General features: G+C 70.0%; 22 protein-coding genes. 8 read left to right on the plus strand and 14 right to left on the minus strand.

All coding sequences use genetic code 11. From position 1 onward, the window contains the following. From ACFOYY_RS28550 to ACFOYY_RS28575, 6 genes are all read right to left on the minus strand, one after another. On the minus strand, positions 1-405 hold the full coding sequence (locus ACFOYY_RS28550; RefSeq protein WP_386193664.1) for a cytidine deaminase: 405 nt from the start codon (positions 403-405) through the stop codon (positions 1-3). Further along, complete coding sequence (locus ACFOYY_RS28555; protein WP_386193667.1) at positions 402-1,679, minus strand: ABC transporter permease; 1,278 nt, start codon at positions 1,677-1,679, stop codon at positions 402-404. Before ACFOYY_RS28555 ends, ACFOYY_RS28550 begins: the two co-directional genes overlap by 4 nt. Beyond that, positions 1,676-2,848: an ABC transporter permease gene (locus tag ACFOYY_RS28560; RefSeq protein WP_362772802.1), complete on the minus strand. Its 1,173-nt coding sequence runs from the start codon at positions 2,846-2,848 to the stop codon at positions 1,676-1,678. The genes ACFOYY_RS28555 and ACFOYY_RS28560 overlap by 4 nt, the downstream gene beginning before the upstream one ends. Continuing rightward, positions 2,845-4,395, minus strand: a complete 1,551-nt coding sequence (locus ACFOYY_RS28565) for an ABC transporter ATP-binding protein (protein WP_386193671.1) — start codon at positions 4,393-4,395, stop codon at positions 2,845-2,847. The genes ACFOYY_RS28560 and ACFOYY_RS28565 overlap by 4 nt, the downstream gene beginning before the upstream one ends. 75 nt (positions 4,396-4,470) lie before the next feature. After that, entirely contained in the window at positions 4,471-5,547 is a 1,077-nt protein-coding gene (locus tag ACFOYY_RS28570; protein WP_352010047.1) for a BMP family lipoprotein, read from the minus strand. A 369-nt stretch (positions 5,548-5,916) separates the two neighbouring features. Further along, positions 5,917-7,152, minus strand: coding sequence for an amidohydrolase (locus ACFOYY_RS28575; RefSeq protein WP_352010048.1), 1,236 nt, complete (start codon positions 7,150-7,152; stop codon positions 5,917-5,919). A gap of 902 nt (positions 7,153-8,054) precedes the next feature. Here ACFOYY_RS28575 and ACFOYY_RS28580 point away from each other — a divergent pair. Then, positions 8,055-9,395 (plus strand): peptide ligase PGM1-related protein, encoded by a 1,341-nt coding sequence (locus ACFOYY_RS28580; RefSeq protein WP_362772810.1) that lies wholly within the window; start codon positions 8,055-8,057, stop codon positions 9,393-9,395. Here the strand turns inward: ACFOYY_RS28580 and ACFOYY_RS28585 are convergent. Beyond that, the gene (locus ACFOYY_RS28585; RefSeq protein ID WP_362772813.1) at positions 9,369-9,572 is read right to left on the minus strand and encodes an SCO4848 family membrane protein; all 204 of its coding nucleotides are present in this window, start codon (positions 9,570-9,572) and stop codon (positions 9,369-9,371) included. The two genes, ACFOYY_RS28580 and ACFOYY_RS28585, sit on opposite strands and share 27 nt — an antisense overlap. Positions 9,573-9,666: 94 nt before the next feature. Here ACFOYY_RS28585 and ACFOYY_RS28590 point away from each other — a divergent pair, with 94 nt between their 5' ends. The 4 genes from ACFOYY_RS28590 (at position 9,667) to ACFOYY_RS28605 (ending at position 13,322) form a co-directional block, all read left to right on the plus strand. Next, a complete protein-coding gene (locus ACFOYY_RS28590) occupies positions 9,667-10,803 on the plus strand; it encodes a D-alanyl-D-alanine carboxypeptidase family protein (RefSeq protein WP_386193677.1) in 1,137 nt (378 codons plus the stop codon). An 87-nt stretch (positions 10,804-10,890) separates the two neighbouring features. Next, positions 10,891-12,135: a sensor histidine kinase gene (locus tag ACFOYY_RS28595; protein WP_352010052.1), complete on the plus strand. Its 1,245-nt coding sequence runs from the start codon at positions 10,891-10,893 to the stop codon at positions 12,133-12,135. Next, on the plus strand, positions 12,126-12,767 hold the full coding sequence (locus tag ACFOYY_RS28600) for a response regulator transcription factor (RefSeq protein WP_352010053.1): 642 nt from the start codon (positions 12,126-12,128) through the stop codon (positions 12,765-12,767). The genes ACFOYY_RS28595 and ACFOYY_RS28600 overlap by 10 nt, the downstream gene beginning before the upstream one ends. A 12-nt stretch (positions 12,768-12,779) precedes the next feature. After that, a complete protein-coding gene (locus tag ACFOYY_RS28605; RefSeq protein ID WP_352010054.1) occupies positions 12,780-13,322 on the plus strand; it encodes a hypothetical protein in 543 nt (180 codons plus the stop codon). A gap of 4 nt (positions 13,323-13,326) precedes the next feature. On the opposite strand, the gene ACFOYY_RS28610 is transcribed toward ACFOYY_RS28605, so the two are convergent. The 3 genes from ACFOYY_RS28610 to ACFOYY_RS28620 all read right to left on the minus strand — a co-directional run bounded on the left by ACFOYY_RS28610 (position 13,327) and on the right by ACFOYY_RS28620 (position 16,679). Beyond that, positions 13,327-14,271 (minus strand): YihY/virulence factor BrkB family protein, encoded by a 945-nt coding sequence (locus tag ACFOYY_RS28610; RefSeq protein ID WP_362910346.1) that lies wholly within the window; start codon positions 14,269-14,271, stop codon positions 13,327-13,329. A gap of 75 nt (positions 14,272-14,346) precedes the next feature. Continuing rightward, positions 14,347-15,351, minus strand: a complete 1,005-nt coding sequence (gene trpS, locus ACFOYY_RS28615) for a tryptophan--tRNA ligase (protein ID WP_352010056.1) — start codon at positions 15,349-15,351, stop codon at positions 14,347-14,349. A gap of 14 nt (positions 15,352-15,365) precedes the next feature. Continuing rightward, positions 15,366-16,679 (minus strand): hemolysin family protein, encoded by a 1,314-nt coding sequence (locus ACFOYY_RS28620; RefSeq protein WP_352010057.1) that lies wholly within the window; start codon positions 16,677-16,679, stop codon positions 15,366-15,368. Between the two features lie 122 nt (positions 16,680-16,801). Here ACFOYY_RS28620 and galE point away from each other — a divergent pair, with 122 nt between their 5' ends. Next, complete coding sequence (galE, locus tag ACFOYY_RS28625; protein WP_352010058.1) at positions 16,802-17,764, plus strand: UDP-glucose 4-epimerase GalE; 963 nt, start codon at positions 16,802-16,804, stop codon at positions 17,762-17,764. A 499-nt stretch (positions 17,765-18,263) separates the two neighbouring features. On the opposite strand, the gene ACFOYY_RS28630 is transcribed toward galE, so the two are convergent. The 3 genes from ACFOYY_RS28630 to ACFOYY_RS28640 all read right to left on the minus strand — a co-directional run bounded on the left by ACFOYY_RS28630 (position 18,264) and on the right by ACFOYY_RS28640 (position 21,742). Further along, the gene (locus ACFOYY_RS28630; RefSeq protein WP_362915991.1) at positions 18,264-19,022 is read right to left on the minus strand and encodes a hypothetical protein; all 759 of its coding nucleotides are present in this window, start codon (positions 19,020-19,022) and stop codon (positions 18,264-18,266) included. 240 nt (positions 19,023-19,262) lie between these two features. Continuing rightward, positions 19,263-20,240, minus strand: a complete 978-nt coding sequence (locus tag ACFOYY_RS28635; protein WP_352010060.1) for a malate dehydrogenase — start codon at positions 20,238-20,240, stop codon at positions 19,263-19,265. A 41-nt stretch (positions 20,241-20,281) separates the two neighbouring features. Further along, positions 20,282-21,742, minus strand: a complete 1,461-nt coding sequence (locus ACFOYY_RS28640) for an MDR family MFS transporter (protein ID WP_386193686.1) — start codon at positions 21,740-21,742, stop codon at positions 20,282-20,284. Between the two features lie 55 nt (positions 21,743-21,797). Between ACFOYY_RS28640 and ACFOYY_RS28645 the strand changes: the two genes are divergently transcribed. Beyond that, complete coding sequence (locus ACFOYY_RS28645; protein WP_386193689.1) at positions 21,798-22,325, plus strand: PadR family transcriptional regulator; 528 nt, start codon at positions 21,798-21,800, stop codon at positions 22,323-22,325. A 2-nt stretch (positions 22,326-22,327) separates the two neighbouring features. Here the strand turns inward: ACFOYY_RS28645 and ACFOYY_RS28650 are convergent, their stop codons facing one another. Next, positions 22,328-24,523 carry a protein kinase domain-containing protein gene (locus ACFOYY_RS28650; protein WP_386193692.1) on the minus strand — a complete coding sequence of 732 codons (2,196 nt, stop codon included), beginning with the start codon at positions 24,521-24,523 and terminating at the stop codon, positions 22,328-22,330. A gap of 198 nt (positions 24,524-24,721) precedes the next feature. On the opposite strand from ACFOYY_RS28650, the gene ACFOYY_RS28655 reads away from it, so the two are divergent. Next, positions 24,722-26,251 (plus strand): hypothetical protein, encoded by a 1,530-nt coding sequence (locus ACFOYY_RS28655; protein ID WP_352010064.1) that lies wholly within the window; start codon positions 24,722-24,724, stop codon positions 26,249-26,251. Positions 26,252-26,300: the final 49 nt, after the last annotated feature.

Here is a 26,300-nt window from a genome sequence, read left to right on the forward strand (position 1 = left end):
TCAGTCTCCCCGGTCCAGGTCGTCCGGCCCGAACGCGTACGGCAGGATCTCGGCCAGCGTTCTGGGACCGTCCACGGTCTCCACGAGCAGGCCGGGTCCGCCGAACTCCAGCAGCAGCTGCCTGCACCTGCCGCACGGCATGAGCAGCTCCCCACGGCCGTCCACGCAGGTGAAGGCGACCAGCCTGCCACCCCCGCTCGCCTGGAGGGCGCTGACCAGGCCGCACTCGGCGCACAGGCCCAGGCCGTAGGAGGCGTTCTCCACGTTGCAACCGGAGACGACCCTCCCGTCGTCGACCAGGGCCGCGGCGCCGACGGGGAACTTCGAGTAGGGGGCGTAGGCGTGGGCCATCACCCGTACGGCCTCCCGCCTGAGGGCCGGCCAGTCCACGTTCTCCCCGCTCACTTCGCCTGCCCCCTGCGATACGGCACGCCGTCGGCGGCGGGCGGGCGCAACCGCTGGGCGGCCAGCGAGAGCACCAGCAGCGTGGTGACGTGCGGTGCGACCGAGGTGAACTCCGAGGGGATGGTGCTGGTCAGCGCGAACACCACGAAGACCGCGACCGCCGCGATCCCGCTGATCACCGCGGCCCGGGTGCGCCGCTGGGCGACGAGCTGGTAGACGGCCGCGGCGGCGACGAGGATCGCCACCACGAGCAGCAGCGCGTGCACCGACTCCCCACCCCGGCGGAGCTGGAGCGCGTCGGTGTAGCCGAACAGCGTCGCGCCCGCGGCCAGACCGCCGGGACGCCAGTTACCGAAGATCATCGCGGCCAGGCCGATGAAGCCCCGGCCTCCGGTCTGCCCCTCCCGGTAGGCGGTCGCGGCCACCAGCGAGAGGAAGGCCCCGCCGAGACCGGCCAGGGCGCCGGAGACGAGCACCGCGGCGTACTTGTGGAAGTAGACGTTGACGCCCAGCGACTCCGCCGCGACCGGGCGCTCACCGCAGGAACGCAGCCGCAGGCCGAAGGCCGTACGCCACAGCACGTAGTAGCTCAGCGGGACCAGCGCGATCGCCAGGACCGTGAACAACGAGACGTTCGTCAGCAGGCCCCGCACGATGCCCGCCAGGTCGGAGACCAGGAACCAGTGGCCGGACTCAAGGGCGGCCAGGCCGTCCCCGATCCCGGGCACGCTCACGATGCCGGGCTTGGGCACGGGGGGCGACTGGGAGTCGCCGCCACCCGGCATCTCCGCGAAAGTGATCTTGGAGAGGAACTCGGTGACGCCCACGCCCAGGATGTTGATCGCGACACCGGAGATGATGTGGTCGACCCCGAACGTCACGGTCGCGACCGCGTGCAGCAGGCCGCCCAGGGCACCGCCGATCGCCCCGGCGAGCACACCCGCCCACGGGTTGCCGAAGTGGAGCGCCCCCCAGGCACCGCACCAGGTGCCCATGACCATCATGCCCTCAAGGCCGATGTTGACCACGCCCGCCCGCTCCGACCACAGGCCGCCGAGACCGGCCAGGCCGATCGGGACCGCCAGCGCGACGGCGGCGTTGATCGCCCCCGCCGAGGTGAGGTCGGCGGCGCCGGTGACCGCCCTGGTGGCCGAGAGCAGCACGACCAGGGCACCGAAGGCGGACAGCAGGACCGGCCAGGTGACCCTGAACCGGCGCGGCCTGGGCGGCTCCACGACGGGAGCCTTGGCCAGGGTGAGACCGCCTTCGCTCATGCCGACGCTCCTTCGGCCTGGACCTTGGGTCCGCCGGACAGCTCCTTGCTGACCCTGCGCTGTCCCGCCGAGATCCGGTAGCGGTGGACCAGCTCGTAGGCGACGATCACCGACAGGACGATCGTGCCCTTCATGATCTCGACGATCTCCGGGGAGATGTCGTGGATCTGCAGGATGTTCGACGAGGTGTCGAGGAAGGCCCACAGCGCCGCGCCGAAGGCGATGCCCACGGGGTTGTTGCGGCCGAGCAGCGCGATGGCGATGCCGGTGAACCCGAGCCCCGGCGGGAAGTTCAGGCTGTAGCTGTAGGACTCGCCGAGCAGGTTCGGCATACCCGCCAGGCCCGCGACCGCGCCGGAAATGATCATCGTGGTGAAGATCATCCGCTTGACGTTGACGCCGCTGGCCACGGCCGCGGGTTCCGAGCGCCCGGTGGCGCGCAGGTCGAAGCCGAACCGGGTCCGGTTGAGCACCACGTAGTAGAGCAGGCCCATGACGGCCGCCAGGATGATCAGGCCGTCCACCTTCAGCGGGCTCCCCGGGATGAGCGGGATGCCGGGGACCTGGGCGGAGGGGCCGAGCGGCTGGGTGCCGATGTTGTTGCTGCCCGCGACCTCGACCGCGAGCCGGTCCTTGTTGAGCAGCCAGGAGCCCAGGGCGGTCGCGATGGCGTTCAGCATGATCGTGGAGATGACCTCGCTGACGCCGCGCCTGACCTTGAGCACCGCGGCGATCGACGCCCAGCCCGCGCCGACCAGCACGGCCACCAGCAGGATCGCGGCGACGTGCAGCGGGGCGGGCAGGGTGATCGCGCCGCCGACGGCCGCCGCGATGAGCGCCGCCAGCCGGTACTGTCCGTCGACGCCGATGTTGAACAGGTTCATCCTGAACCCGATCGCCACGGCCAGCGCGGACAGGTAGTAGCCGGAGGCGAGGTTCAACGCCAGCGTCAGCGGCCTGGGCTGCAGGCCGTAGTCGACCATCGTGCCCATCGTCTCGATCGGCGGGGCTCCGGTGACCAGCAGGATGACCGAGGTGATCAGGCCCGCGAACACGATGGCCAAGACCGGCGCGGCCAGGGAGAGCAGACCACCCAGCTTGACCCGGCCCATCAGCCTGTCGGCGAAGGTGGACCCCGCCTCCCGGCCGCCGGCCGTACCGTCGCTCATGCCGCCTCCCCCGCGCCCGTCATGGCCGATCCCAGCAGCTCGGGCGTGACCGTCGCCGGATCGACGTCGGCGACCAGCCGCCCGCGCAGGATCACCTTCAGCGTGTCGGACAGGCCGATCAGCTCGTCCAGGTCCGCCGAGATCAGCAGTACGGCCAGCCCGGCCGCGCGGGCGGCCCGCAGGTGGTCCCAGATCGCGGCCTGCGCCCCGACGTCCACCCCCCGGGTCGGGTGGGAGGCGATCAGGAAGACCGGCTCCCCGCTCATCTCCCTGCCGACGATCAGCTTCTGCTGGTTGCCGCCGGAGAGGGACGCGGCCTCCACGTCGATCCCCGGCGTACGGACGTCGTACTGCTCGACGATGCGCCGGGTGTCCGCGCGGGCGCCCGCGCGGTCGATCCAGGGTCCCCTGGCGTTCGGCCGCCGTGTCTGGTGGCCGAGGATCCTGTTCTCCCAGAGCGGCGCCTCAAGCAGCAGGCCGTGCCGGTGCCGGTCCTCGGGGATGTAGCCGATGCCCGCCTCACGGCGGCGCAGCGTCGTCCAGGTGGAGATGTCCTGGCCACCGAGGAGGATCTCCCCCTCCGCCTGGCGCATCCCCATGACGGCCTCGACCAGCTCCGCCTGGCCGTTGCCCTCGACGCCCGCGATGCCGAGCACCTCGCCCTTGTGGATGTCGAAGCCGATCCCCTCGATGAGGACCCTGCCGTCGGGCGCGCGGACCGTCAGGTCCCGCACCGAGAGCGCGACCTCGTCGGTGACGGTCGACTCGCGCGTCTCCGGGCTGGGCAGCTCGCTGCCGACCATCAGCTCGGCCAGCTGCCTGGCGGTGACGTCCGCGGGGTTCACCTCGGCGACGGTCGTGCCGCGCCTGATGACGGTGACGGCGTCGGCGACCGAGAGCACCTCGTCCAGCTTGTGGGAGATGAAGATGATCGTCAGGCCCTCACGGACCAGGTCGCGCAGGTTCTCGAAGAGCTCGTCCACCTCCTGCGGCACGAGCACCGCGGTCGGCTCGTCGAGGATGAGGATGCGGGCTCCCCGGTAGAGGACCTTGAGGATCTCCACGCGCTGCCGCGCGCCGACGCCCAGGTCCTCGATCATGGCGTCCGGATCGACGCCCAGGCCGTAGGAGTCGGAGATCTGCCTGATCCTGCGGCGCGCGGCGCCGAAGTCGATGGCGATCCCGCCGACGCGGGGCTCGCTGCCGAGGATCACGTTCTCCAGAACGGTCAGGTTGTCGGCGAGCATGAAGTGCTGGTGGACCATGCCGATGCCCACGGCGATGGCGTCGGAGGGAGATTTGAAGGTCACGCCCGTGCCGTTGACCCGGATCTCACCCTCGTCCGGACGCTGCATGCCGTACAGGATCTTCATGAGGGTGGACTTGCCCGCGCCGTTCTCGCCGACGACGGCGTGCACGTGGCCTTGCTGGACGGACAGGGAGATGTCGCGGTTGGCCACGACGCCGGGGAACCGTTTGGTGATCCCCTCAAGCTCGACGGCCGGTGTCGAGGTGCTGATGACGGCCCCCTCCGTACGGATGGCCACGGTGGTGAAAGCGCAACGCTGGACGTTACCCAAAGGGCCCGGGGAGGAATCCGCCGGGCCCTTCGAGGTCGTGGATCAGGAGGTCTTGTCGGGGACGACGATCTCGCCGGAGACGATCTTCTGCTTGAGCTCGTCGAGCTGGGCCTTGATGTCGTCGACCTGGCCGCCGGTGGTCGAGTAGTCGACACCGCCCGCCTTGAGGTCGTAGACCGTGGTGCCCGGCTTCAGCGAGTTGGAGGTGAAGCCCTTGAGGAAGTCGAAGACGGCGACGTCGACCTTCTTGATCATGGAGGTCATGATCACGCCCTGCACCTCGGGCGCGGCGGTCTTCGCCTGGTCGGAGTCGACGCCGATGGCCAGCCCCTTGGCGGACTTGGCCGCCTCGAACACGCCGCCACCGGAACCGCCCGCGGCGTGGTAGACCACGTCGGCGCCCGCGTCGAACATGCCCTGCGCGGCGGTCTTGCCCTTGGCCGGGTCGTTGAAGCCGGTGAAGTCCGGCGGCTGGGTGAGGTACTTGACGTCGATCTGGACGTCAGGCTTGATCTTCTTCGCCCCGGCGTAGAAACCGGCCTGGAACTTCTGGATCAGCGGCACCTGGACACCGCCGACGAAACCGATGTGCTCCTTCTTCGACTTCAGCGCCGCGGCGGCACCGACGAGATAGGAGCCCTCCTGCTCGGCGAAGAGCAGGTTGGAGATGTTGGGGCCGGTGGCCGCGGCGTCGTCGACGATCGCGAACTGCACGTTGGGGAACTCGGCGGCGACCTTCTTCAGCGAGGCCGAGTAGGCGAAACCGATGGCGATGACGGGGTTGTAACCGCCCTGGGCGAGCAGCCTGAGTCGCTCCTCCTTGGCCGCCTCGGTCTCGCCGCTGCCCGCTTCGAGCTCCTTGGTGTCGGCCAGGCTCAGCTCGGTCTTGGCCTTGTCGAGGCCCGCGGCCGCGGCGTCGTTGAAGGACTGGTCACCGCGACCGCCGATGTCGTACGCCAGGCCGACCTTCGGTCCCTTCTCCTGCGGAGCGCCACTCGCGCTGGCGTCGGGCTTGGCCGACGTCGCCGGCTCCTCGCTTCCCCCGCACGCGGCAGCCCCCATGAGCATGCCTCCCGCGACCACCGCCGCGGTCAGCCTGCCGAACCGGTTCCGAAGCAAGATGGACCCCCTTCGCGTTCAGTGCACGCGCGAGGAGACGCACGGCAACCCTGCACGGAAGATAGTTGGTTGACCAGGGTTGACCAAACCAGCACACCAGTCCGCAACAGGTCTGTTATGCAGCTCACGCCACCTCGTGACCCACAGGGACGGCCGATCCTACCGAACGGTAGCTTCGGGTGTCGTCACGGTAGCGTCACGGTAGGGCACCGTCTTCCATGCGGAGGCCCACGGGTGATCCGTCCGGGTTTCACCTACTCCGGTCACCGGCGGCCACCCAGACGCCGGTGACCGGCGTCCGGGACGGCGCTTCAGGCGACGTCACTTCAGGAGAAGGCACTCATACGGGGCGCTTCGGGCGACGACGCCTCAGGCGATGGCCCCCGCCACGTGCTCGCTCGCGCTGGGCCGCTGCCCCTCCCACAGGGCGGTCAGCGCCGTGGCCGCGAGGAAACGCACCCCGGCCGCGATGCAGGACTCGTCGACGTCGAAGGTGCCCTGGTGGATGTCACCCGGATGCGGCGTCCCCGGCGTACGGGTGCCCAGCCTGGCGAAGGCCCCGGGGATCGACTCCAGGTACCAGCCGAAGTCCTCGCCCCCCAGGCTCTGCTGCGTCGGCTCGGCCGAACCCTCGCCCAGCACGCCCCCCGCCGCCTCGGCCAGCATCTGCACGCTGACCTCGTCGTTGACGACCGGCGGCACACCTCTGACGTAGTCCATCCGGGCCTCGACACCGTAGGCGCCCGCGACGGACTCCAGCAGGGCCTTGATCATGTCGGGGGCCGCGTGCCACGCCTGCTCGTCCAGGCAGCGCACGGTGCCCTCGGCCAGCCCCTCGTCGGGAATGGCGTTGGCCACGGAACCCGCCTCGACCCGGCCCCAGACCAGGCTCAGCGAGGAACGCGGGTCGATCCTGCGCGACAGCGCCGCGGGCAGCTCGGTCAGGATCTTGGCCAGGGCGAAGACCAGGTCGGCGGTCAGATGCGGCCTGGCCGTGTGCCCGCCGGGACCGCTGACCCTGATGAAGACCTTGTCGCAGGCGGAGGTGATCGGCCCCGTCTTCAGACCGACCTTGCCGACGTCGACCCGGGGGTCGCAGTGCAGGCCGAAGATGCGGTCCACACCGCTGATACCGCCCGCCGCCATGACCTCAAGCGCGCCGCCGGGAAGCTCCTCCGCGGGCTGGAAGATCAGCCGGACCCTGCCGGGCAGCAGACCCGCCTCGGCCTGCCTGGCCAGGAAGAGGGAGGTGCCGAGCAGAACCGTGGTGTGCACGTCGTGCCCACAGGCGTGGCACACCCCGGGAACCGTCGAACTGTAGGGAACGTCCTTCTCATCCGGCACGGGAAGCGCGTCGATGTCGGCCCGCAACGCGACGGTCGGCCCGTCGCCGCTGCCGACCTCGCAGATCAGGCCGGTACCGCGCGGCAGCACCGAGGGCGTGAGACCGGCCGCGATCAGCCGGTCGGCGACGCGCTGGGTCGTCCGGTACTCGGCGAACGCCAGTTCGGGATGCATGTGCAGGTCACGCCGGAAACCGATCAGCTCCTGCCCGGTCTCGGCGAGGAACACGTCCAGTTCCCCCCGCAGATTATGCCCCCGCATTGGTCACCGTCCTATCCGCGCCTGCCAGCTCTGGGTCCCGACGCACCGTGCCACTGCCCTCAATCACGTGAATCATGGGGCAGTCGACAAAACGATCACCGCACCGACAAGCCTGAGGGGGTGCCCAGAGCCGTTCCGGCGCGGACCGATGGACCGCCAGCACGAAAGCGGCAGGCCGGTCAGAGTCCACCGGCGTGTTGACGATGACTTCGACTTTATCTCCCCTCGGACACACCTCGCCGTCATCTCGGCCAAATGTTTTGCCGCCCCATGCTCTCCATTCACATCTCCTGACCCACTTGGACCAGGGATGATGGCCCGGATTGACTATGCCTCTTTGCTCCGCCTAGCGGCGTCGCGGGGGGCTTGGGCGCCCTGAGTCGGTGCTTTCCCTCGTCGCTCATCCGCTGCGCTCCTTCGCTCCTCAGTCCAAGCACCGACGCGCCCAAGCCAAACCCTTCACGCACGGCACCGGTAAGGCACAAGCAACCCCTCACGCCCGGCGACGGGAAATCCAAGATCAAGCGGAGGGCGGGAAAAGCCAAGATCAAAGCCCTTGTCCGTGGGGCGGGGGCGAACCTTGCCGGCGTTCACGGGGCGAGGGTCACATCGGCGAGGGGTGTCCCCGGGTGGTCTCGATCAGGGGCTTCCAGCCGTCGCGGGTGGCGATGTTTGGGGTGGGGAGTGGGGAGGGGGACCGTTCTGGGGGTAGTGGCAGGTTTGTGGGGGTTTGAAACGTCGAAGGGCTGCCAATTTCCGTGTCCTCAGGTACCAGTCATAGAACCCGACGGAGTGATGCAAAGGGGAGGAATGCATGTTTAACTCCGCCTATGATCACTTGCATCCCGTTCGGGGAGAAGCATTCCGGATTGAGCATCTTTGAACCGGACGAAGGGACCATAGTGATCGTCCCTTCACTGTCGCTTCCCCAGGACGAACTCCGCAGGATCACGGGCGCCTACTGCTACGAGGAACGCATGTTGTTCTTCCTGCTCACACTCCGGCGCCCGGGTGTCGAGGTCGTCTACCTCTCCTCGGCGCCGGTGGACGCCGCCACGGTTGACTACTACCTGAGCTTCCTTGACGACCCCGCTGAGGCTCGTTCGCGGTTACATATGATCAATTTGGGTGATACGGGAGCGACCCAACTCACCGAGTCCCTGTTGCGCCGCCCCGACCTGCTGGCGAGGATCCGCACGGCCCTCGACCGTACGGCCGACGCCTGGATGGTGCCGTTCATCGTCAGCGAGCACGAGGAGCGGCTCTCGGCGCTGTTGAACCTGCCCATCTACGGGCCCGCGAGCAGACTGGCCTCCTTCGGGTCGAAGAGCGGGAGCCGTACGCTCGCCGAGGCGGCCGGGGTGCCGGTGGCGCGGGGATTCTCCGACCTGCGCTCGCTGAGCGAGGTCGAGCACGCGGCCCGCGCGCTGAATCCCGCGGCCCGGCTGATGGTCAAGCTCAACAACAGCTACTCGGGGCTGGGCAACGCCGTCGTGACCAGGGGGGACGGGCCGCTCAGCGCGAGCCCGACGAGCTTCTCCGCCCCCGACGAGACATGGGTGACCTTCGCCGAGAAGATCGCCGAGCGGGGCGCGGTGCTTGAGGAGTTCATCGAGGAGCGCCCGCTGCGCTCCCCCAGCGCCCTGGCCATGATCACCCCGGGCGGTTCCTGCCACGTGGTCGCCACGCACGAGCAGATCCTGGGCGGCCAGAACGGCGACGTCTACAAGGGCTGCGTCTTCCCCGCCGCGGCCGACTACCGCGCCGAGGTCCAGGAGTGCGCGGACCGGATCGCCAGGGCGCTCGCCGGACGCGGTGTGGTCGGGCTGTTCGGTGTCGACTTCTTCGCCATCAAGACCGACGCCGGGTACCGCGCGCTGCTGTGTGAGATCAACCTGCGTCTCGGCGGCACCACCCACCCGTTCGGGGCCGCGCTGCTGACCACCGGCGCCTCCTCCGGCGGGCAGACCGGGCTGGTGAGCGGCGACCGCCCCAAGTACTACGTGGCCACGGACAACTGTGCCTCGGACGGCCTGCTCGGCCGTACGCCCGCCGATGTCGTCAAGTTCGTCAACGACAGCGGGCTCGGCTTCGACCGCGACAGCCGTACCGGGAACGTGTTGCACCTGCTCGGCGCGATCCACAGGTACGGCAAGCTCGGCTTCACCAGCATCGGGGACTCCCCGCAGGAGGCCGCCGACCTGCACGACAGGACCCTACGGGCGCTTTGCGAGCCCGCGTAGCCCGATCACCCCGAGGGCGATTCCCAGGAGGATGTTGACCCCGATCAGGACGCCGTGCACGACGTAGAAGGCCGTTGGGTGGCCGTCGGCGAGGTTGAAACCGAGGTTTATCCACTCGAAGATCATGAAAACCGCGACGGCTACCAAGAAACCGGCGATCTTTCGCGACATTTGCATGCGTTCAGTACTCCGTCGCACCATTGCGCCCCTGATCAGGGCGTCGTGTACATGATGCGAATCAGTACGAAGCTACCCTGTGATCACTATGGGGATGAGACACGTCGCGCCCGTCGGGGTGCTGCTGGCGGCGAACGCCCTGCTCGGGCTTCCCGCACACGCCGACAACGAGCCGGTCGGCGGCACCACGCACTCCGCCGGCAGGGCGCCCGTCGGCGGCGCCGCGCTCGGCACCCGGGGCATCGTCGCCCCCTCCGGGGTGAAGGCGCCGCCGAAGACCGCCGCGAAGTCCTACGTGGTCGCCGACGCGGAGACCGGGGAGGTGCTCGCCGCCAAGGACCCGCACGGACGCTACCTCCCGGCGAGCACGCTCAAGACGCTGACGGCGCTCACCCTGATCCCCAAGCTCGACAAGAACATGAAGGTCAAGCCGAGCAGCCGCGCGGTGAACGAGGAGGGCAGCGCCGTCGGCCTGGTCTCCAAACCCCTGTACACCGTGGACGACCTCTTCAAGGCGTTGCTGCTGGTCTCGGGCAACGACTGCGCGATGGCGCTCGCCGAGACCAACGGCGGCCTCGCCAAGACCCTCAGGGAGATGAACGCCGAGGCCAGGCGCCTGCAGGCCTACGACACCGTGGCCAAGACGCCGAGCGGCCTCGACAAACCCGGGCAGAGCAGTTCGGCGTACGACCTGGCGCTGATCGCCCGCGCCGGGCTGGCCAACCGCGACTTCCAGCGCTACACCAGCACGAAGACCGGGAGATTCCCCGCCCCCAAGGGCTACTACGAGATCGGCAACCACAACAAGCTGCTGTGGCGTTACAAGGGCATGATCGGCGTCAAGAACGGCTGGACGTCCAAGGCCCTGGGCAGCTTCGTCGGCGCGGCCAGGCGTGACGGCCACACGATCATCGTGACGATCATGCGGCACGACGGCTACTTCTGGAACGAGGTGGCCGACCTGCTCGACTGGGGGTTCGCCGCCAGGAGCAGGGTCACGCCGGTCGGCACGCTCGTCGACCCGCTCCCCGAGGCCGCCCCGACGCCGACCGGCCAGGCCGTACCGAGGACGCCCCAGGTGGCGCGCTCGACCGCCCCGAGGGCCGACGCCGCACCGGCCGGGAACGGCGGCCTCTCCCCCGCCGTCTACGGGCTCGGCGCGGGTCTGCTCGGCGGCGGCGTCCTGCTGGTGTACGGCCTGCGCAGACGTTCCCGGAGCGGGTCCTCCTGAGCCTCGCCGGGGTGGAGTTTCCCTCACCTTTTTCCGGGATACCTCGCCCATGTCACACAAGCACGGCCAGTCCATACCTTTGATGCCATGAACGAGGTGCTCACCCCCTGGGACCGGGTTCGGGCCTGGGCCCGCGCCCACTGGTCGGCACTCACCTGGCTGCGCACCATCCACGTGGTGACAGGACTGCCGATCGCCCTGCTGTCCTCCGGCGTGGTCATCGGCCTGGTCGCGGCCTCGATCGTGCTGGTGTGGACCGTGGTGGTCCCGATCGCGGCGTTGCTGCTGCTCGTCTGGGCCGTACCGCTGCTCACCCACCTGCAACGGGCCCGTTTCCAGGCGTTCCTCGGCGTGGACATCCCCAGGACGCACCGCCGCTTCGGCACCCGCAACCCGTTGAAGCTGCTGGTGCGCGCGGCCAGGGACGGCGGCACGTGGCGGCAGCTCGGCTACCACCTGCTGGCGCCGCTGATCGGCCTGGTCGGCTTCCTCGGGGTCGTCTGCGGCTGGGCCGCCTGCCTGGTCGCGCTCCCCACGACCGTCCAGATCTGGCGGGCGGGCGGTGAGTGGTACATGATGCCGCCCGTCGTGATCGCGCTGGCGCTCTTCGTCACCGTGCCGTGGGTGGCGCGCGGGATCACGGCCCTCGACCTGATCGCCGCCGAGGCGCTGCTCGGCCCGAGCAGGAGCGACCTGCTGGCCCAGCGGGTGGAGAGCCTGCGGGAGAGCCGTGCCGAGGTGGTCGACGCGGCGGACGCCGAACGCCGCCGTCTGGAGAGGGACCTGCACGACGGCGCGCAGCAGCGGCTGGTGTCGCTGGCGATGAACCTGGGCATAGCCCGCACCACCCTCACCGACCTGCCCGCCCCCGCCCACGAGGTGATCGTCCAGGCGCACGAGGAGGCCAAGCAGGCGCTCAAGGAGCTGCGCGACCTGGTGCGCGGCCTGCATCCCGCGGTGCTCAACGACCAGGGGCTCGACGCGGCGCTCTCCGGGGTCGCCGCCCGCGCCCCGGTCCCGGTCAAGCTGCAGGTCGAGGTGGAGGAACGGGTCTCCCCGACCATCGAGGCGGTGGCCTTCTTCGTGGTCTCCGAGGCGCTCACCAACATCGCCAAGCACGCGCGGGCCTCCAGGGCGGAGGTCAGGGTGCTACGCCGCGACCGGCTGTTGCACGTGAGCGTCCACGACGACGGCCGGGGCGGTGCCCGCCAGGACGGTGGCACCGGTCTGCGCGGCCTGGCCCAGCGGGTCGGCTCCGTGGACGGGAGACTGAGCATCCACAGCCCGGACGGCGGGCCCACGACCATCACGGTGGAGTTGCCATGCGAGTGATCCTGGCCGAGGATTCGGTGCTGCTCAGGGAGGGGCTCGTCCGCCTGCTCGCCGGTGTCGGCATCGAGGTCGTCGCGGCGGTCGCCGACGCCGCCGCGCTGCTGCGCGCGGTGGACGAGCACACCCCCGACCTCGTCGTCACCGACGTGCGCATGCCGCCCTCGCACACCGACGAGGGACTGCGCGCGGCGCTGGTGCTGCGCAGGCAGCATCCCGGGCTGCCGATCCTCGTGCTGTCGCAGTACGTCGAGGAGCGTTACGCCACCCAGTTGCTGTCCACCGCGACCAGCGGCGTCGGCTACCTGCTGAAGGACCGGGTCGCCGACGTCGCCGAGTTCGTGGACGCGCTGCGCCGGGTCGCCGAGGGCGGCACCGCGCTCGACCCCGAGGTGGTCGCCCAGCTCCTGCTGCGCGGGCGCAGCGACCCGCTGGACCGGCTGACCCGCAGGGAGTACGAGGTGCTCGCTCTGATCGCCGAGGGGCGTTCGAACGCCGGGATCGCCGAGGCCCTCGTCGTCTCCGAGAGCGCCGTCGGCAAGCACATCAACAACATCTTCACCAAGCTCGACCTCTCCGGTGCGGACAAGGACCACCGACGGGTGCTCGCCGTACTGCGATTTCTGAAGATCTGAGGAAGGACAGGCATGCGAACCGGTGTCAGGGCCGCCTGGATCGTCGTCGGCGGGGCGCTCAGCGTCGCCCTCGTACTCGGGCTCGCCGTCACGACCTGGGGCCAGATCGAGCTGCCCCGCGCCTACGACTTCGTCTACCCCGGATCCTTCGGCTCCTCCCTCATCGAAAGCCGGGGGACCTCGGACGGCGAGAGCACGAAGGTCTACTCGCTGGCCGCCCCCTGGGTCATCGTGGACGCCACCGGCCCGGTCGGCGTCAGCGTCACCCCCGGTACGGCGGGCAGGCTCACGGTGCGGCAGAAGCTCACCTCGACCCAGGTCTCCCGCACGATGCGGGAGGTGTGGGAGAAGGGCAAGACGCTGCGGGTCGACCTCGACTGCCCCGGCTACGGCCCGCCGTGGGCGCCCTCCCCGCCCTGCCGGGCCGACTACACCCTCGCCGTCCCGCCGGGCGTCAAGGTCGTGGTCGTGACCCGTTCGGGGACCATACCGTGCCCGCTCACCTCGGAGCGGACGGTCTGCCGGTCCCCGGACGCGGAGGCGGAGGCGGGCTGAGCCCTCAGGCAGGCTCCCCGCCCAGCGCGCCCGCGTCGGGGATGGGGGTCGGGTCCGGCGGCGGGCCGAGCCTCGCGGTCTCCGTCCAGGCGGCCGCGTAGAGGATCACCCTGGCGGAGAGGTTGATCCAGATCAGCAGGCCGACCATCACCGCGAACACCCCGTAGATGGGGTTGTTGAGGGTCCGCGACAGGATCAGCGCGGCCAGCTGCTTCAGGATGCCGAAGCCGACCGCGCCCAGCAGCGCGCCCCGCACGACCACCCCGAACGGCTGCCGCGACCGGCCCATCCAGCGCAGGACGATCACGAAGAGAACGGTGTCGGCGAGCAGGCCGACCGCCACGCCGAGCAGCCACAGTGACCAGCTCCCCGCGATCGAGGCGGACAGGCCCAGCTTCTCCGCGACGAACCCGCCCGCCTGGGTGGCGACTCCGCCGACCAGCACGGAGGCGATCATCGTGACGCCGACCAGGATGAAGGCGGCCAGGTCCCTGAGCTTGGCCAGGAGGAAGTTGAGCGGGGGTTCGGCGGTCATCGACATCTCGCGGAGCGCGCCGCGCAGCGCGTCGATCGCGCCGAGCCCCGCGTAGAGCAGACCGAACAGGCCGATGACCCCGGCGCTGCCGCGGGAGTCGGCGATCTGTTTGATCGGCAGCTGGTCGGCCAGCCCGGGGAGGTACTGGTCGATGGCCTGCTGCAACGTCGCGATGGCGTCCGGCCGTACGGAGAGGAAGTAGCCGAAGACCGCGAAGGCCAGCGCGATGATCGGGAAGAACGACAGGAAGGCGAAGTAGGTCACCGCTCCGGCCAGCCGGTCACCCGACTGGAGCTGGTAGCGCTGCACGGTTCTGATCAGATGGTCGAACCAGGGACGCCTGATCCGCTCCGAGGCGATCGTCGCCCTACCCCGCTCACGGATCGCGACGATCCGCTCTCGCACGCTTGTCACGCGCGTCACCTACCCAAATACCGCCGGGCCGTACGTATGACTCCACGTGGGACGTACGGCCCGGGGCGGGAGGCGTCAGACGGTGGGCAGGAACCCCACCCGGTCGCGGACCTTGGCCATGGTCTCCGCGGCGACCGCGCGGGCCCGTGCGGCGCCGACGGCGAGCATCCGGTCGAGCTCGGCCTCGTCGGCGAGCAGCTTCTCGGTGCGCTCCCTGATCGGGGTGAAGGTGTCGACCACGGCCTCGGCGACGTCCTTCTTGAAGGTGCCGTAGCCCTGCCCGGCGTAGCGGGCCTCAAGCTCAGGGATCGGCGTGCCGGTCAGGGCCGACTGGATGCGCAGCAGGTTGGTGACGCCGGGCTTGTTCTCGTCGTCGGCCAGGACCTCGGAACCGGTGTCGGTGACGGCGCGCATGACCTTCTTGCGCAGCGGCCCCGGCTGTTCGAGCAGGTCGAGGATGCCGCCGGGCGAGGAGGACGACTTGGACATCTTCGCCGTCGGGTCCTGCAGGTCGGTGATCTTCTCGACGTCCTTGACGATGTGCGGCTTGGGCAACGTGAAGGTCTCGCCGAAGCGGTGGTTGAAGCGCTGGGCCAGGTCGCGGGTGAGTTCGAGGTGCTGCTTCTGGTCGGCTCCGACCGGGACCTGGTCGGCCTGGTAGAGCAGGATGTCGGCCGCCTGCAGGATGGGGTAGGTGAACAGGCCGACGCTGGCCGAGCCCTCGCCGTAGCGGGCGGACTTGTCCTTGAACTGGGTCATCCTGGCCGCCTCGCCCATGCCGGTGAGGCAGATCAGCACCCAGGCCAGCTCGGTGTGCTCACGGACGTGGCTCTGCACGAAGACCGTCGAGCGCTCGGGGTCGAGACCCGCGGCGAACAGCTGGGCGGCGGCGATCCTGCTGCGCCTGCGCAGGTCCTCGGGCTGGTAGTCCACCGTGATCGCGTGCAGGTCGACGACGCAGTAGAAGGCGTCGAACCCCTCCTGCATGGCGACGTACTGACGCACCGCGCCGAGGTAGTTGCCCAGGTGGAAGGAGTCTGCGGTGGGCTGGATTCCGGAGAGGACACGGGGACTGGCCATAGCTGGTAATTGTGTCAGCTGTCGGGAGTGTTCGGTGCGCCGGACGCGGGCGCTCGACGCTTTATCCGGATTCTTGACGCTCTGCGGCCGTCCATTCCGGTGACCGACAGCTCGAACCCGGGGATCTCGACCCGCTCTCCCGTCGAGGGCAGGTGTCCCAGGGCGGCCATGACGAACCCGGCGAGTGTCTCGTACGGCCCGTCGGGGAGCCTGATGCCGGTCTCCGCCTCGACCATGTCGAGGTTGGCCAGGCCGTCCAGCTCGACCTCCCCCGCGGGCAGCGCCACCCGCTTGTGCTGGACGTCGTGCTCGTCACGGATGTCGCCGACCAGTTCCTCGACCAGGTCCTCAAGCGTGACGATGCCCGCCGTCCCGCCGTACTCGTCGATCACGATCGCCAGGTGGTGCCCCTCCCCGCGCATCTCCGACAGCGTGGTCAGGACACGTTTGCTGGTGGGGACGAGCTTGACCGGGCGGATCGGCACCAGTTCGCTGATCGGCTCGATGGACCCGGTCAGCACCGGGTCGAGCAGGTCCCTGATGTGCACGAACCCCACGACGTCGTCGTAGGAGTCGCGGTAGACGGGGAAGCGGGAGTGCGGCATCGCCGCGGCCAGCACCGCGGCCTCGGCCAGCGGGGTGTCGACCGCCATGAACTCGACCTCGGTGCGCGGCAGCATCACCTCGCGGAGCTGGCGCTTGGCCGCGGCGAAGACCTCCGCGATCAGGTCGCGCTCGTCCTGGGTCAGCTCGTGGTGGCCGACGACCATGTCGCGCAGTTCCTCGGTCGTGATCTCCTCGCGGTCGGCCTCCGGGTCGCCGCCCAGCGTCCTGACCACGACGTCGGTCGAGGTGGACAGCGCCCAGATGACCGGGCGCGACAGCGCGGCGACCCGGTCGAGGAAGGGCGCGACCAGCAGCGAGATGCCCTCGGCCCGCTGTCTGGCGATCCGCTTGGGCACCAGTTCGCCGAGCACCAGCGAGAAGTAGGAGATCGCCAGCGTCACCAGCACCAGGGCCAGCGGGGCCGCGACCGCCGTGGGCACCCCCCAGCCGGCCACGACCGGCTGGAACTCCCTGGCGAGGGTGTCGGCGCCGAAGGCCGCCGAGAGCATGGTCGCCACGGTCACGCCGATCTGGACCGCGGACAGGAAACGGTTCGGGTCGTGGGCGAGTCTGGCGGCCCTGGCGCCCCTGCGCCCCCGGGTCTCCAGCCTGCGCACCTGGCTCTCCCTGAGGGAGACCATCGCCATCTCCGCCGCCGCGAAGAAACCCCCGACCAGGATGAAGACCAGGACCAGGGCCGCGTTCGCCAGGACGTTGTTCACGAGATTGTCTCCGTCATGGCCGCCGCCCGTTCCGACTGTGGCCGATATTTGAGGTGCAAGCATATGCTGGCACCGTCCTCACAAAAATAAACACATACCCACATCATCAAACAGGAGGTCTTGTGAAGCTGCTGGTCACCGGTGGTGCCGGATATATCGGGAGCGTCGTGGCGGCGCAGCTCGTCGAGGCGGGCCACGAGGTCGTCGTGCTCGACGACCTCTCCACCGGTCACGCCGACGCGGTCCCCTCCGGCGCGCGGTTCGTCCAGGGGTCGATCACCGACGCCTCCGGCGTGCTGACCGGCGTGGACGGTGTCCTGCACTTCGCGGCCAGGTCCCTGGTCGGCGAGTCCGTCGACAAGCCCGGCCTGTACTGGGGGCACAACCTCGGCGGCACCCTCGCCCTGCTCGACGCCATGCGGGCCGCCGGAGTCGGCCGGATCGTCTTCTCCTCCACCGCCGCGACGTACGGCGAGCCGGAGCGCTCCCCCATCCTGGAGACCGACCCGACCCGGCCGACCAACCCCTACGGCGCCTCCAAGCTCGCGGTCGACACGGCCCTGACCGCCTTCGCCGGCCTGTACGGCCTGGCCGCGGTGAGCCTGCGCTACTTCAACGTGGGCGGCGCCTACACCGCGCCGGACGGGCGAACCTACCGCGAACGGCACACCGTGGAGACCCACCTGATCCCTAACGTCCTCGCCGTCGCGCTCGGCGGGCGCGAGACGGTCAGCCTGTTCGGCACGGACTACCCCACGCCCGACGGGACATGCGTGCGCGACTACGTCCACGTCGCCGACCTGGCCAGGGCGCACCTGCTGGCGCTGAACGCCTGCTCCCCCGGCGAGCACAGGATCTACAACCTGGGCAGCGGCACCGGCTTCTCCGTCCGCGAGGTGCTGTCGGTCTGCCGCGAGGTCACCGGCCACCCGATCCCCGCCGTCGAACTCGACCGCAGGCCAGGCGACCCGGCCGTACTCGTCGCCTCCTCCGAGAAGATCCAACGCGACCTCGGCTGGAAGCCCGAGCACCCGACCCTCAAGGAAATAGTCACCGACGCCTGGACCGCCCTACAGACCCCCTGACCACAACTCCTCCCCCTCACCGCGCGTGAGGAGTGCCGGCCTGGCTTCCCGGCACCGGGTGCGAGGGGTTTGATCTTGGCCCTACCGGTGCCGTGTGTGAGAGGTGTCGGCTTGGGCGCGTCGGTGCTTGGACTGAGGAGTGAGGGAGCGAAGCGGACGAACGACGAGGGAAAGCACCGACTCAGGGCGCCCAAGCCCGCGACGCCGCCAGGCGTCGCAAAGAGGCCCGGCTTGGGCGCGTCGGTGTCTGGACTGAGGAACGCAGGAGCGCAGCGACGGAGTGACGAGGGAAGACACCGACCCGAAGCGCCCGAGCCCGCGACGCCGAAGGCGGAGCAAAGAGACACGGCTTGGGCGCGTCGGTGCTTGGACTGAGGAGTGAGGGAGCGAAGCGGACGAACGACGAGGGAAAGCACCGACCCGAAGCGCCCAAGCCCCGCGACGCCGCCAGGCGGAGCAAAGAGACACAGCCCGCGACGCCGCCAGGCGGAGCAAAGAGTCACAACCTGATGCGCGCCATGTTGTTCGCCGGGCGGCGGTCTCCCACGTGGGAGGAGTAGACCGTCGCCCTGGCCTTGGGGGCCGTTCTTCTGGCGCGGAAGGCGAGTCTGAGGTTGATCCGGCTGCCCGAGCCGACCGCGCCCAGCGCGCAGCCGACGTAGCCCGCGTACGCGTGGCAGCGCGCCCCCTCGGCCGACAGGAAGCGCGCCTTGACGGTGCGCAGGAAGACGGAGGCGTCCCTGACGGTTCTGGGACCCCGGTTGTGGACCACGGCGTCCATCGTCACCAGGCGGCCCTGCCGGGTCTTGCGCGCCAGCCGTACGGCCAGGTCGGCGCCCTCGTCGACCTGGGTGGTGAGCCGGGCCGAGTTGTTCGTCTCGTCGGCGTCGACCACCTCGGAGGTGAGGGCGGCGGTGGCGGTCAGCGGGCCGTGCGCGCCGGTCCTGACGATGCCGCTGATGGTCACCCCGCCGTCGGTCCCGGCCAGGACGTCCTGCTGGGAGGGGCAGATCACCTCGTTGGTCGTCCTGCCCGGCACGCATTCGGCGACGTTGACGCTGAGGACGTCCACGCCGTGCGGTAGCCGTACGACGAGGAGGGGAAGCACCGCGTCCTCCGGGCCCGCGTTGTGCACCTCCACCCGGTAGGACAGTGGTTGCCCTGGTTGCGCCACTCCCGGTAGGGCGTGGATCCGTACCGAAAGGTCCGCTCCACCGGGTCTTTCTCCCCTGTTCTCCGCCTGAGCCGCCCCCGGCATTACGAAAGCCGTGAAAAGGGCAAAACCTACAACTGCGGCGACAAAACGCCCCGCACCATACGCTGTGAACACCGATCCCCCGAACGTCAGTGGTCATTCAACGCGAGACACCCTCCCGGGGCATGCTGACACGCCGCCCGCCGACGCTCTGGAGACCTGAACCGGTTCACCCGGGGAGACGCGAGAGGGGGCCCCGGCGGACCGGGACCCCCTCTCGCGTGCGGAACGCGACCGCTCGGATCAGATGAGACCGAGCTCGCGTACGGCGGCGCGCTCCTCCTCAAGCTCGCGCACCGAGGCGTCGATGCGCTCGCGGGAGAAGGCGTCGATCTCCAGACCCTGGACGATCTCCCACCTGCCGTCACGGGAGATGACGGGGAAGGAGGAGATGAGGCCCTCGGGCACGCCGTAGGAGCCGTCGGAGGGGATGGCGGCGGAGGTCCACTCGGAGCCGTTGACCCAGTCGTAGACGTGGTCGATCGCGGCGTTGGCGGCGGAGGCCGCCGAGGAGGCGCCCCGGGCCTCGATGATCGCGGCGCCGCGCTTGGCGACGGTCGGGATGAAGGTGTCGCGCAGCCAGGCCTCGTCCACCTGCTCGGCGGCGATCTTGCCACCGACCTCGGCGTGGTAGAGGTCGGGGTACTGCGTGGCGGAGTGGTTGCCCCAGATGGTCATCTTCTTGATCTCGGTGACCGGGACCTGGAGCTTGGCGGCGAGCTGGGACAGCGCGCGGTTGTGGTCGAGGCGGGTCATCGCGGTGAAGCGCTCGGCCGGAACGTCGGGGGCGTGCTGCTGGGCGATGAGGGCGTTGGTGTTGGCCGGGTTGCCCACGACCAGGACACGGATGTCGTCGGCCGCGTTGTCGTTGATGGCCTTGCCCTGCGGGCCGAAGATGCCGCCGTTGGCCTGCAGCAGGTCGCCGCGCTCCATGCCCGCCGTGCGGGGACGGGCTCCGACCAGCAGGGCGACGCTGGCGCCGTCGAAGGCCTTGTTGGCGTCGTCGGTGACCTCGATGCCGCTCAGCAGCGGGAAGGCGCAGTCGTCGAGCTCCATCGCGGTGCCCTCGGCGGCCTTGACCGCCTGCGGGATCTCCAGCAGGCTCAGCTTGACCGGGACGTCGGCGCCCAGCAACTGGCCCGACGCGATGCGGAACAGCAGCGCGTAGCCGATCTGACCGGCGGCGCCGGTGACGGTGACCTTTACGGGAGTCTGGGCCATGACCTTCCCCCACTCGTAGGATGAATTGCGACGTTCGGATGTTACCCGTCGACGGTCGCCGACCTCGCGGCGAGTACCTTGATCCGTCCGGAGGGCAGCGCGATCAGGGCGATCAGCGCCACGACGGCCCCGCTGACGGCGAGCCAGGGGACGACGTTCGCGGTCGCCGCCGCGTGCGCCGCGCTCAGTCCGCGCAGGGGCGCCTCCTGTCTGACGACGGAGGCGTAGAGCGTTCCGGCCAGGGCCAGGGCGACCGAGCCGCCGATCTGCCGGAAGAAGGTCAGGTTGGCGCTCGCGGTGCCGATGAACCTGGGCGGCACCGCGAACTGCACCGCGACGGTCAGGCCGGACAGCATCGGCCCCATGCCGAGGCCGAGCAGCGCCATCCATCCGGCGAGCAGGACACCCGAGGTCCCGGCGGTGATCCCGGAGCACAGCAGGGCCCCGGCCGCGATGAGGAACGCCCCGCAGATCAGCCACGGCCGGTAACGCATGCTCCTGGTGATGAGCAGGCCGGTGCCCGCGCTGCCCACGACCATCCCGAGCATGAGCGGGTAGATGCGCAGGCCTGACTCGGTCGCGCTCAGGCCGACGGACTCCTGGAAGTAGCGCGGCAGGAAGACCACCCCGGCGTACAGGCAGAACGCGGTGAAGAAGGAGGCGATGTTGGCCAGGGCGTAGGTGCGGACGCGGAACAGTTCGAGCGGGATGATCGGCGCCTGGGCCCGGCTCTCGACGAGGACGAACAGCGCCAGCAGCGCGACGGAGCCCAGGACGGGCCACAGCACGGGAGCGCTGGTCCAGGTGTGCCCGTCGATCCCCTTCTCGGTCAGGCCGATGAGCAGCACGCTGATCGCCACGCTGAAGACGGCGATGCCGAGGTAGTCGGGACGGGTGCCCCGTCCCTGCCCGGCGGTGTGCGGCAGCCTGGCGACGATGATCGCGATGAGGGCGACGCCGATGGGCAGGTTGACCAGGAAGGCCCAGCGCCAGCTCGCCTGGTCGGTGAACAGTCCGCCGAGGAAGGGCCCGGCGATGTAGCTCAACGCCATCACCCCGCCCAGGGCGCCCTGCACCCGGCCGCTCCTGCCGGGCGGGAACAGGTCGGCGACCAGTGCGAGGGACAGCGGCAGCAGCGCCCCGGCCCCCAGTCCCTGCAGAGCGCGGAAGGCGATGAGCTGGCCCATGTCCTGCGCCGCGCCGCACAGCGCGGAACCGACCAGGAAGAGCGTGACCCCGGTCAGCAGCAGGGGCTTGCGGCCGTAGGTGTCCGACAGCCTGCCGTACAGGGGGACGGTGATCGTCGAGGTCAGCAGGTAGGCGGTCACGACCCAGGTGTACAGGCCTGCGCCGCCGAGTTCCTGGACGATCCGGGGTAGCGCCGTTCCCACGATCGTCTGGTCGAGCATGGCCAGGAACATGCCGCCGAGTACGGCGAGCAGCAACAGCCCGTTCTTCGCGGGCCGGGTCTCCACGGGAGGATTCAATACGTCGGTAGACACATGTTGATGGTGACATGTCAATCCTGACATGTCAATGCGTAGCTATGATGAGGACATGTCTCTCCGGATCGCGCTCCTGGGCCTGTTGACCGCCGCGGGACCCTCAAGCGGCTACGACCTGACCAAGCTCTTCGAGAGTTCGATCAGCAACGCCTGGCAGGCCCGGCACAGCCAGATCTATCCCGAGCTGAACAAGATGGCCGCCGAGGGACTGGTCACGGTCGAGGAGGCCGGACCGCGCGGCAGGAAGAGCTACGCGATCACCAAGGAGGGCTCGGCGGAGCTGCGCGCGTGGATGCTGGACGAACAGCCCTCACGCATGCACCGCAGTGAGACGGCGCTGCGCGCCTTCCTGCTGCCCACGATCGAACCGCACGAGGCCGTCGCGCTGCTGCGCGGGCAGGCCGAGGTGCTGGCCGCCAAAATGGCCGAGCTTGAGGCCATCCGCGCCAAGGCCTCCGTCTGGCGTAAGCCCGGTTTCGGACGGTACGCCCTTGATCTGGGCATCCGGCAGACCCGTCTGCTGCACGACTGGGCCGAGGAGACCGCGGCCGAGATCGAGAAGTCGGCCGGGCAGGACTGACCTCAGCCGCACCCGGCCATCGTGGGAAGGGTGTCCTCCCTGGTGGAGAAGTCCACCTTGGAGAAGTGACGGTCGAGCAGCCTGCTGATCGTGCCGTCGCGGTAGAGGCTCACGATCGCGCCCTGGACCGCCTTGCAGGTGCGCTGGTCGCCCTTGCGCAGGGCCACCGCGTAGCGCTCGTCGGTGAGCTTGAGCCCGACCACCTTGTAGCGGATGCTCTCGCGGTCGGCGAAGCCCGCCAGCACCAGGTCGTCGCCGGGGATCGCGTCCACGTCCCCGGCCAGCAGCATGTTCATGCACTCGGTGTAGGTGCTCGCGGCGACCAGGTCCAGGCGCTTGACCACGTCCTGCAGGGCGCCGACCGAGGCACTCGCCCCCGGCTGGCAGAGCTTGCGGCCTTCGAGGTCCGCCACGGAGGAGATCGCCGAACCTCCCTTGACGAGCACGTCCACGTGCGCCACGTAGTACGGCCCGGCGAAGGTGACGGCGTCCGTCTTGTTGATCGAGTAGGTCGAGATGACCAGGTCGAGGTCCCCTGAGGCCAGCAGCTTCGGCCGTTCCTCGCGGGAGGTGCCCCTGAAGGTGATCCCGCTCGCCGGCACGTCGAGCTTCTTGGCGATCGCGGTCGCCAGATCAACCTCGAACCCCTGCCAGGTGCCTTCGTTGTTCAGCGCGACGCCGGGCAGGAAGTCACGCATGCCGATGGTCAGCCGGTGGGTGCTCGCCGCCTTGTCCACGACCGAGGAGAAGGTCTTCGGGCTCGGCGTGACCGGCGTCAGGGTCGACTGCTGGACGCGTCCGGCCAGTCTCGGCAGCCAGCCCGAGAAGTAGGCGACCGCGCCCGCTCCCGCGACCAGCAGGACGGCCACCGCCGCCGCGATCCAGCGTCCCCGCGAACGCCGCCGGGGCTCCGGGGCGGAGGCCTGGTTCGCGACCGTCGCCTGCCAGTTCGGCGGCTGCTCGGCGTACCCCCCGGACGGGCCGTAGGCGGGCTGCGCCGGCCCTGTCTGATGCTGGGCCGGCCGCTCGCCGTACACCGGGAACCGCTCGGCCTGGGACCACTCAGGCTGGGACCGTTCGGCCTGGGGACGTTCGGGCTGGGACCACTCGGGCTGGGACCGTTCGATCTGGGGGCGTTCGACCTGGGACCACTCGGTCTGAGGGCGCTCAGTCTGGGACCGCTCGGGCTGGGGGCGGTCAGCCTGGGGGTGCTCGGCCGACGGGATCCGCGGGCGGGAGATCTGGGAGAGCGAGGACTGCGGGGGGCGCGGGATCTGCACGGTCGGCGGCGACTCGGAGACGGGCATCCTGATGGGGTTGGTGGCGTCCTCGGGGCCCGCGACCTGCGCTCCCTCGTTGAGCACCGCGGGCGAGGCGTTGACGGTCTCCGGGTGGCCGAGCAGGCGCAGCAGGATCTGGTCGGCGGAGGGGCGCTCGCCGGGCGCCTTGGACAGCGCCGCCGCGGCCACGCCGCGCAGCGGCTCGGGCAGGTCGCCGAGGTCGACCTCGTGGTTGAGGATGCGGTTGAGCACCACCGCGATCGAACCGCCCGCGAACGCCGTCTCGCCCGTCGCGGCGAAGGCGATGGTCGCCCCCCATGCGAAGACGTCCGTGTGCGGCCCGACGTCGCCCCCGGAGACCTGCTCCGGGGCCATGTAGGCGGGGGTGCCGATGGCCCTGCTGGTGATCGTGCCGGTCGAGTCGATGACGCGGGCGATGCCGAAGTCGACGACCCTGGGCCCGTCGGCGGCGATGAGCACGTTGTCCGGCTTGAAGTCGCGGTGCACGATCGCGGCCTGGTGGATGGCGGTCAGGGCGGTCGCGGTGCCGACGGCCAGGCGCTGCAGCGCGGTGCCGCGCAGCGGCCCCTCGGCCTCGACGACCTCCCGCAGCGACCTGCCCTCGATGTACTCGCTGGCGATGTAGGGGGTGTCGCCGTCCAGGTCGACGTCGATCACGCCCGCCGTGCAGAAGGAGGCGACCCGGCGGGCGGCTCGCGCCTCCCTGGCGAAGCGGGACCTGGCGATCGTGTCGCCGGAGAACTTTACGTGCAGCAGCTTGATCGCCGCCCGTTCCCCCTCGGGGGTCTCGCCCAGGTAGACGATCCCCTGGCCGCCCTCCCCGATCCGGCCGACAATGCGGAACTGCCCGAGCTGGTGCGGTTCCCCCGCCCCCAGCGGCGCGATCTGCGGCATCATCGTCCTCACGATCCGGTGACTCCCCGACCAGCCAAACTTTACGACCCCGCGCCCCCATCTCCGTCTTGTACGGTCTGTGGCGGGTCATCTGGACACGCCGACCTGCCCGATTACCGACAAACCACCCCAAGATGGCGCGGCACGCGCTTAGATCGCTACCGTTGACCGTTCCTTCAGTCAAAGCGGAGCCAATCCTTGATGCGCCGATACACGGGTTATCGCGACTTCATCCAGCGCGATCAGCGTCTCCTGGTCGGTACGGCCCTGCTCCTGACCGGTAGCCACGACCAGGCCTTGCGGCTCGTCCTGTGGTCCCTGCGCTCCGTCGGGCTGAGCTGGCCCCCGACCCTCTGGGAGAACCCCACCGTTCACGCCCAGATCACGATGTACCGCCGCTATCTGCGGCGGCCCGTCACGACGAGGGCCACGGCCCTGCTACGGCTCCCGCCGGTCCGGCGGGTGATCGCCGTGGCGTGCCTGCACGACGGCAGGACCCCCGAGGAGGTGGCCACCGCCCTGGGCCTGTCCCGGGAGGCCGTGGAGACGGAGGTCTCCGAGGCGGTGACCACCCTGGCCAAGGGCGACGCCAAGCGGCTGACCACCAGGCTGGCCGCCACGGCGGCCGAGGCGTCGGTCCCCGACCTCGCCGTCAGGTCCGTGCGCGCGCTGCGCCGCCGCCGCGTCCGGGGGGTGCTCCTGACCACGGTCGCGGGCCTGATCCCGGTGGGTCTCATCGCCTTCACCCTGCAGCAGGGGCAGGTGTGGAACTCCGCGCTCGGTGAGAGCAACCAGATCGCCTCGGCCGGGGTGGGGTCGGCCGTGGGTCCCGGCCCGCAGGCCTGGCAGACCCCCCGTACGTCGTTCACGATCCGCTACGCCGTACCGGACAAGTGTCCCGACGACGGCGCCTCGACCGACGGCAGGCCCGCACCCTCCCGGGCGGGGAAGGTCACCTGTGCGGGCTGGACGCTGAAGCTGGCCGGGGGCGACGAGGGCCGTCCCGCGCTTGAGTCGGTCGAGTGCGAGCGTCCCGGCCACTGCGAGTCCACCGTGAAGGTGCCCGACGCGGCCCAGCATCTGGCGCACGGCGACGACTGGAGCTACTGGAGCCTGTCACCCGCGGTCAGCGGGGACGGGCGGCGTATCGCCTATCTCAGCGCCGCGGAGGGCCGTTACGTCGCCCACGACCTGAGCAGTGGCGAGAAGAAGTACCTGTCGCCGGTCCTGGCCCCCTCCGACACCGAGACGGGGACCGGGGTGAGCGTCTCGCGCGACGGCGGCTTCTTCGTCGTCGAACTGAACGGACGGCGGCTGCGGACCGACTTCGCCACCGGCGCCACGACGTCGCTGCCCGCGGGCCAGGCGACGGCCGCGGAGAAGGCGGCCGACTGGATGCGGCAGACCTACCGGGTCTGGCGTGACTCGCCGAGCGGGAGGTTCACCGCCGCCGTCAAGCCGGGCGGGGACGACAGCGACCGCCTGCACGTCATCGACGCCAGGACCAGGAAGGTCTTCAAGGACCTGCCGATGCCCTCGCTGGGCGACCCCACCTCCGCCGAGGTCGTCGGCTGGGCGAACGTCCGCGAGGTCGTCGTCAAGCTGACCGACAGGCGGACCGGGGACCTGCTCGGCTTCTTCAGGGTCGACGCGATCACCGGACGGCTGCACCGGATCGCCGGGCTGCCGGACGGGGACTCGATCGTGCTCGGCGACCTGACCGAGCCGTGAGCGCGGCCTCTGGTTCCCGGCACGGGGGAACGCTTCCTGCGCGTTCGTG

The sequence above is a fragment of the Streptosporangium jomthongense genome (genome assembly GCF_042650425.1).
GTDB lineage: Bacteria > Actinomycetota > Actinomycetes > Streptosporangiales > Streptosporangiaceae > Streptosporangium.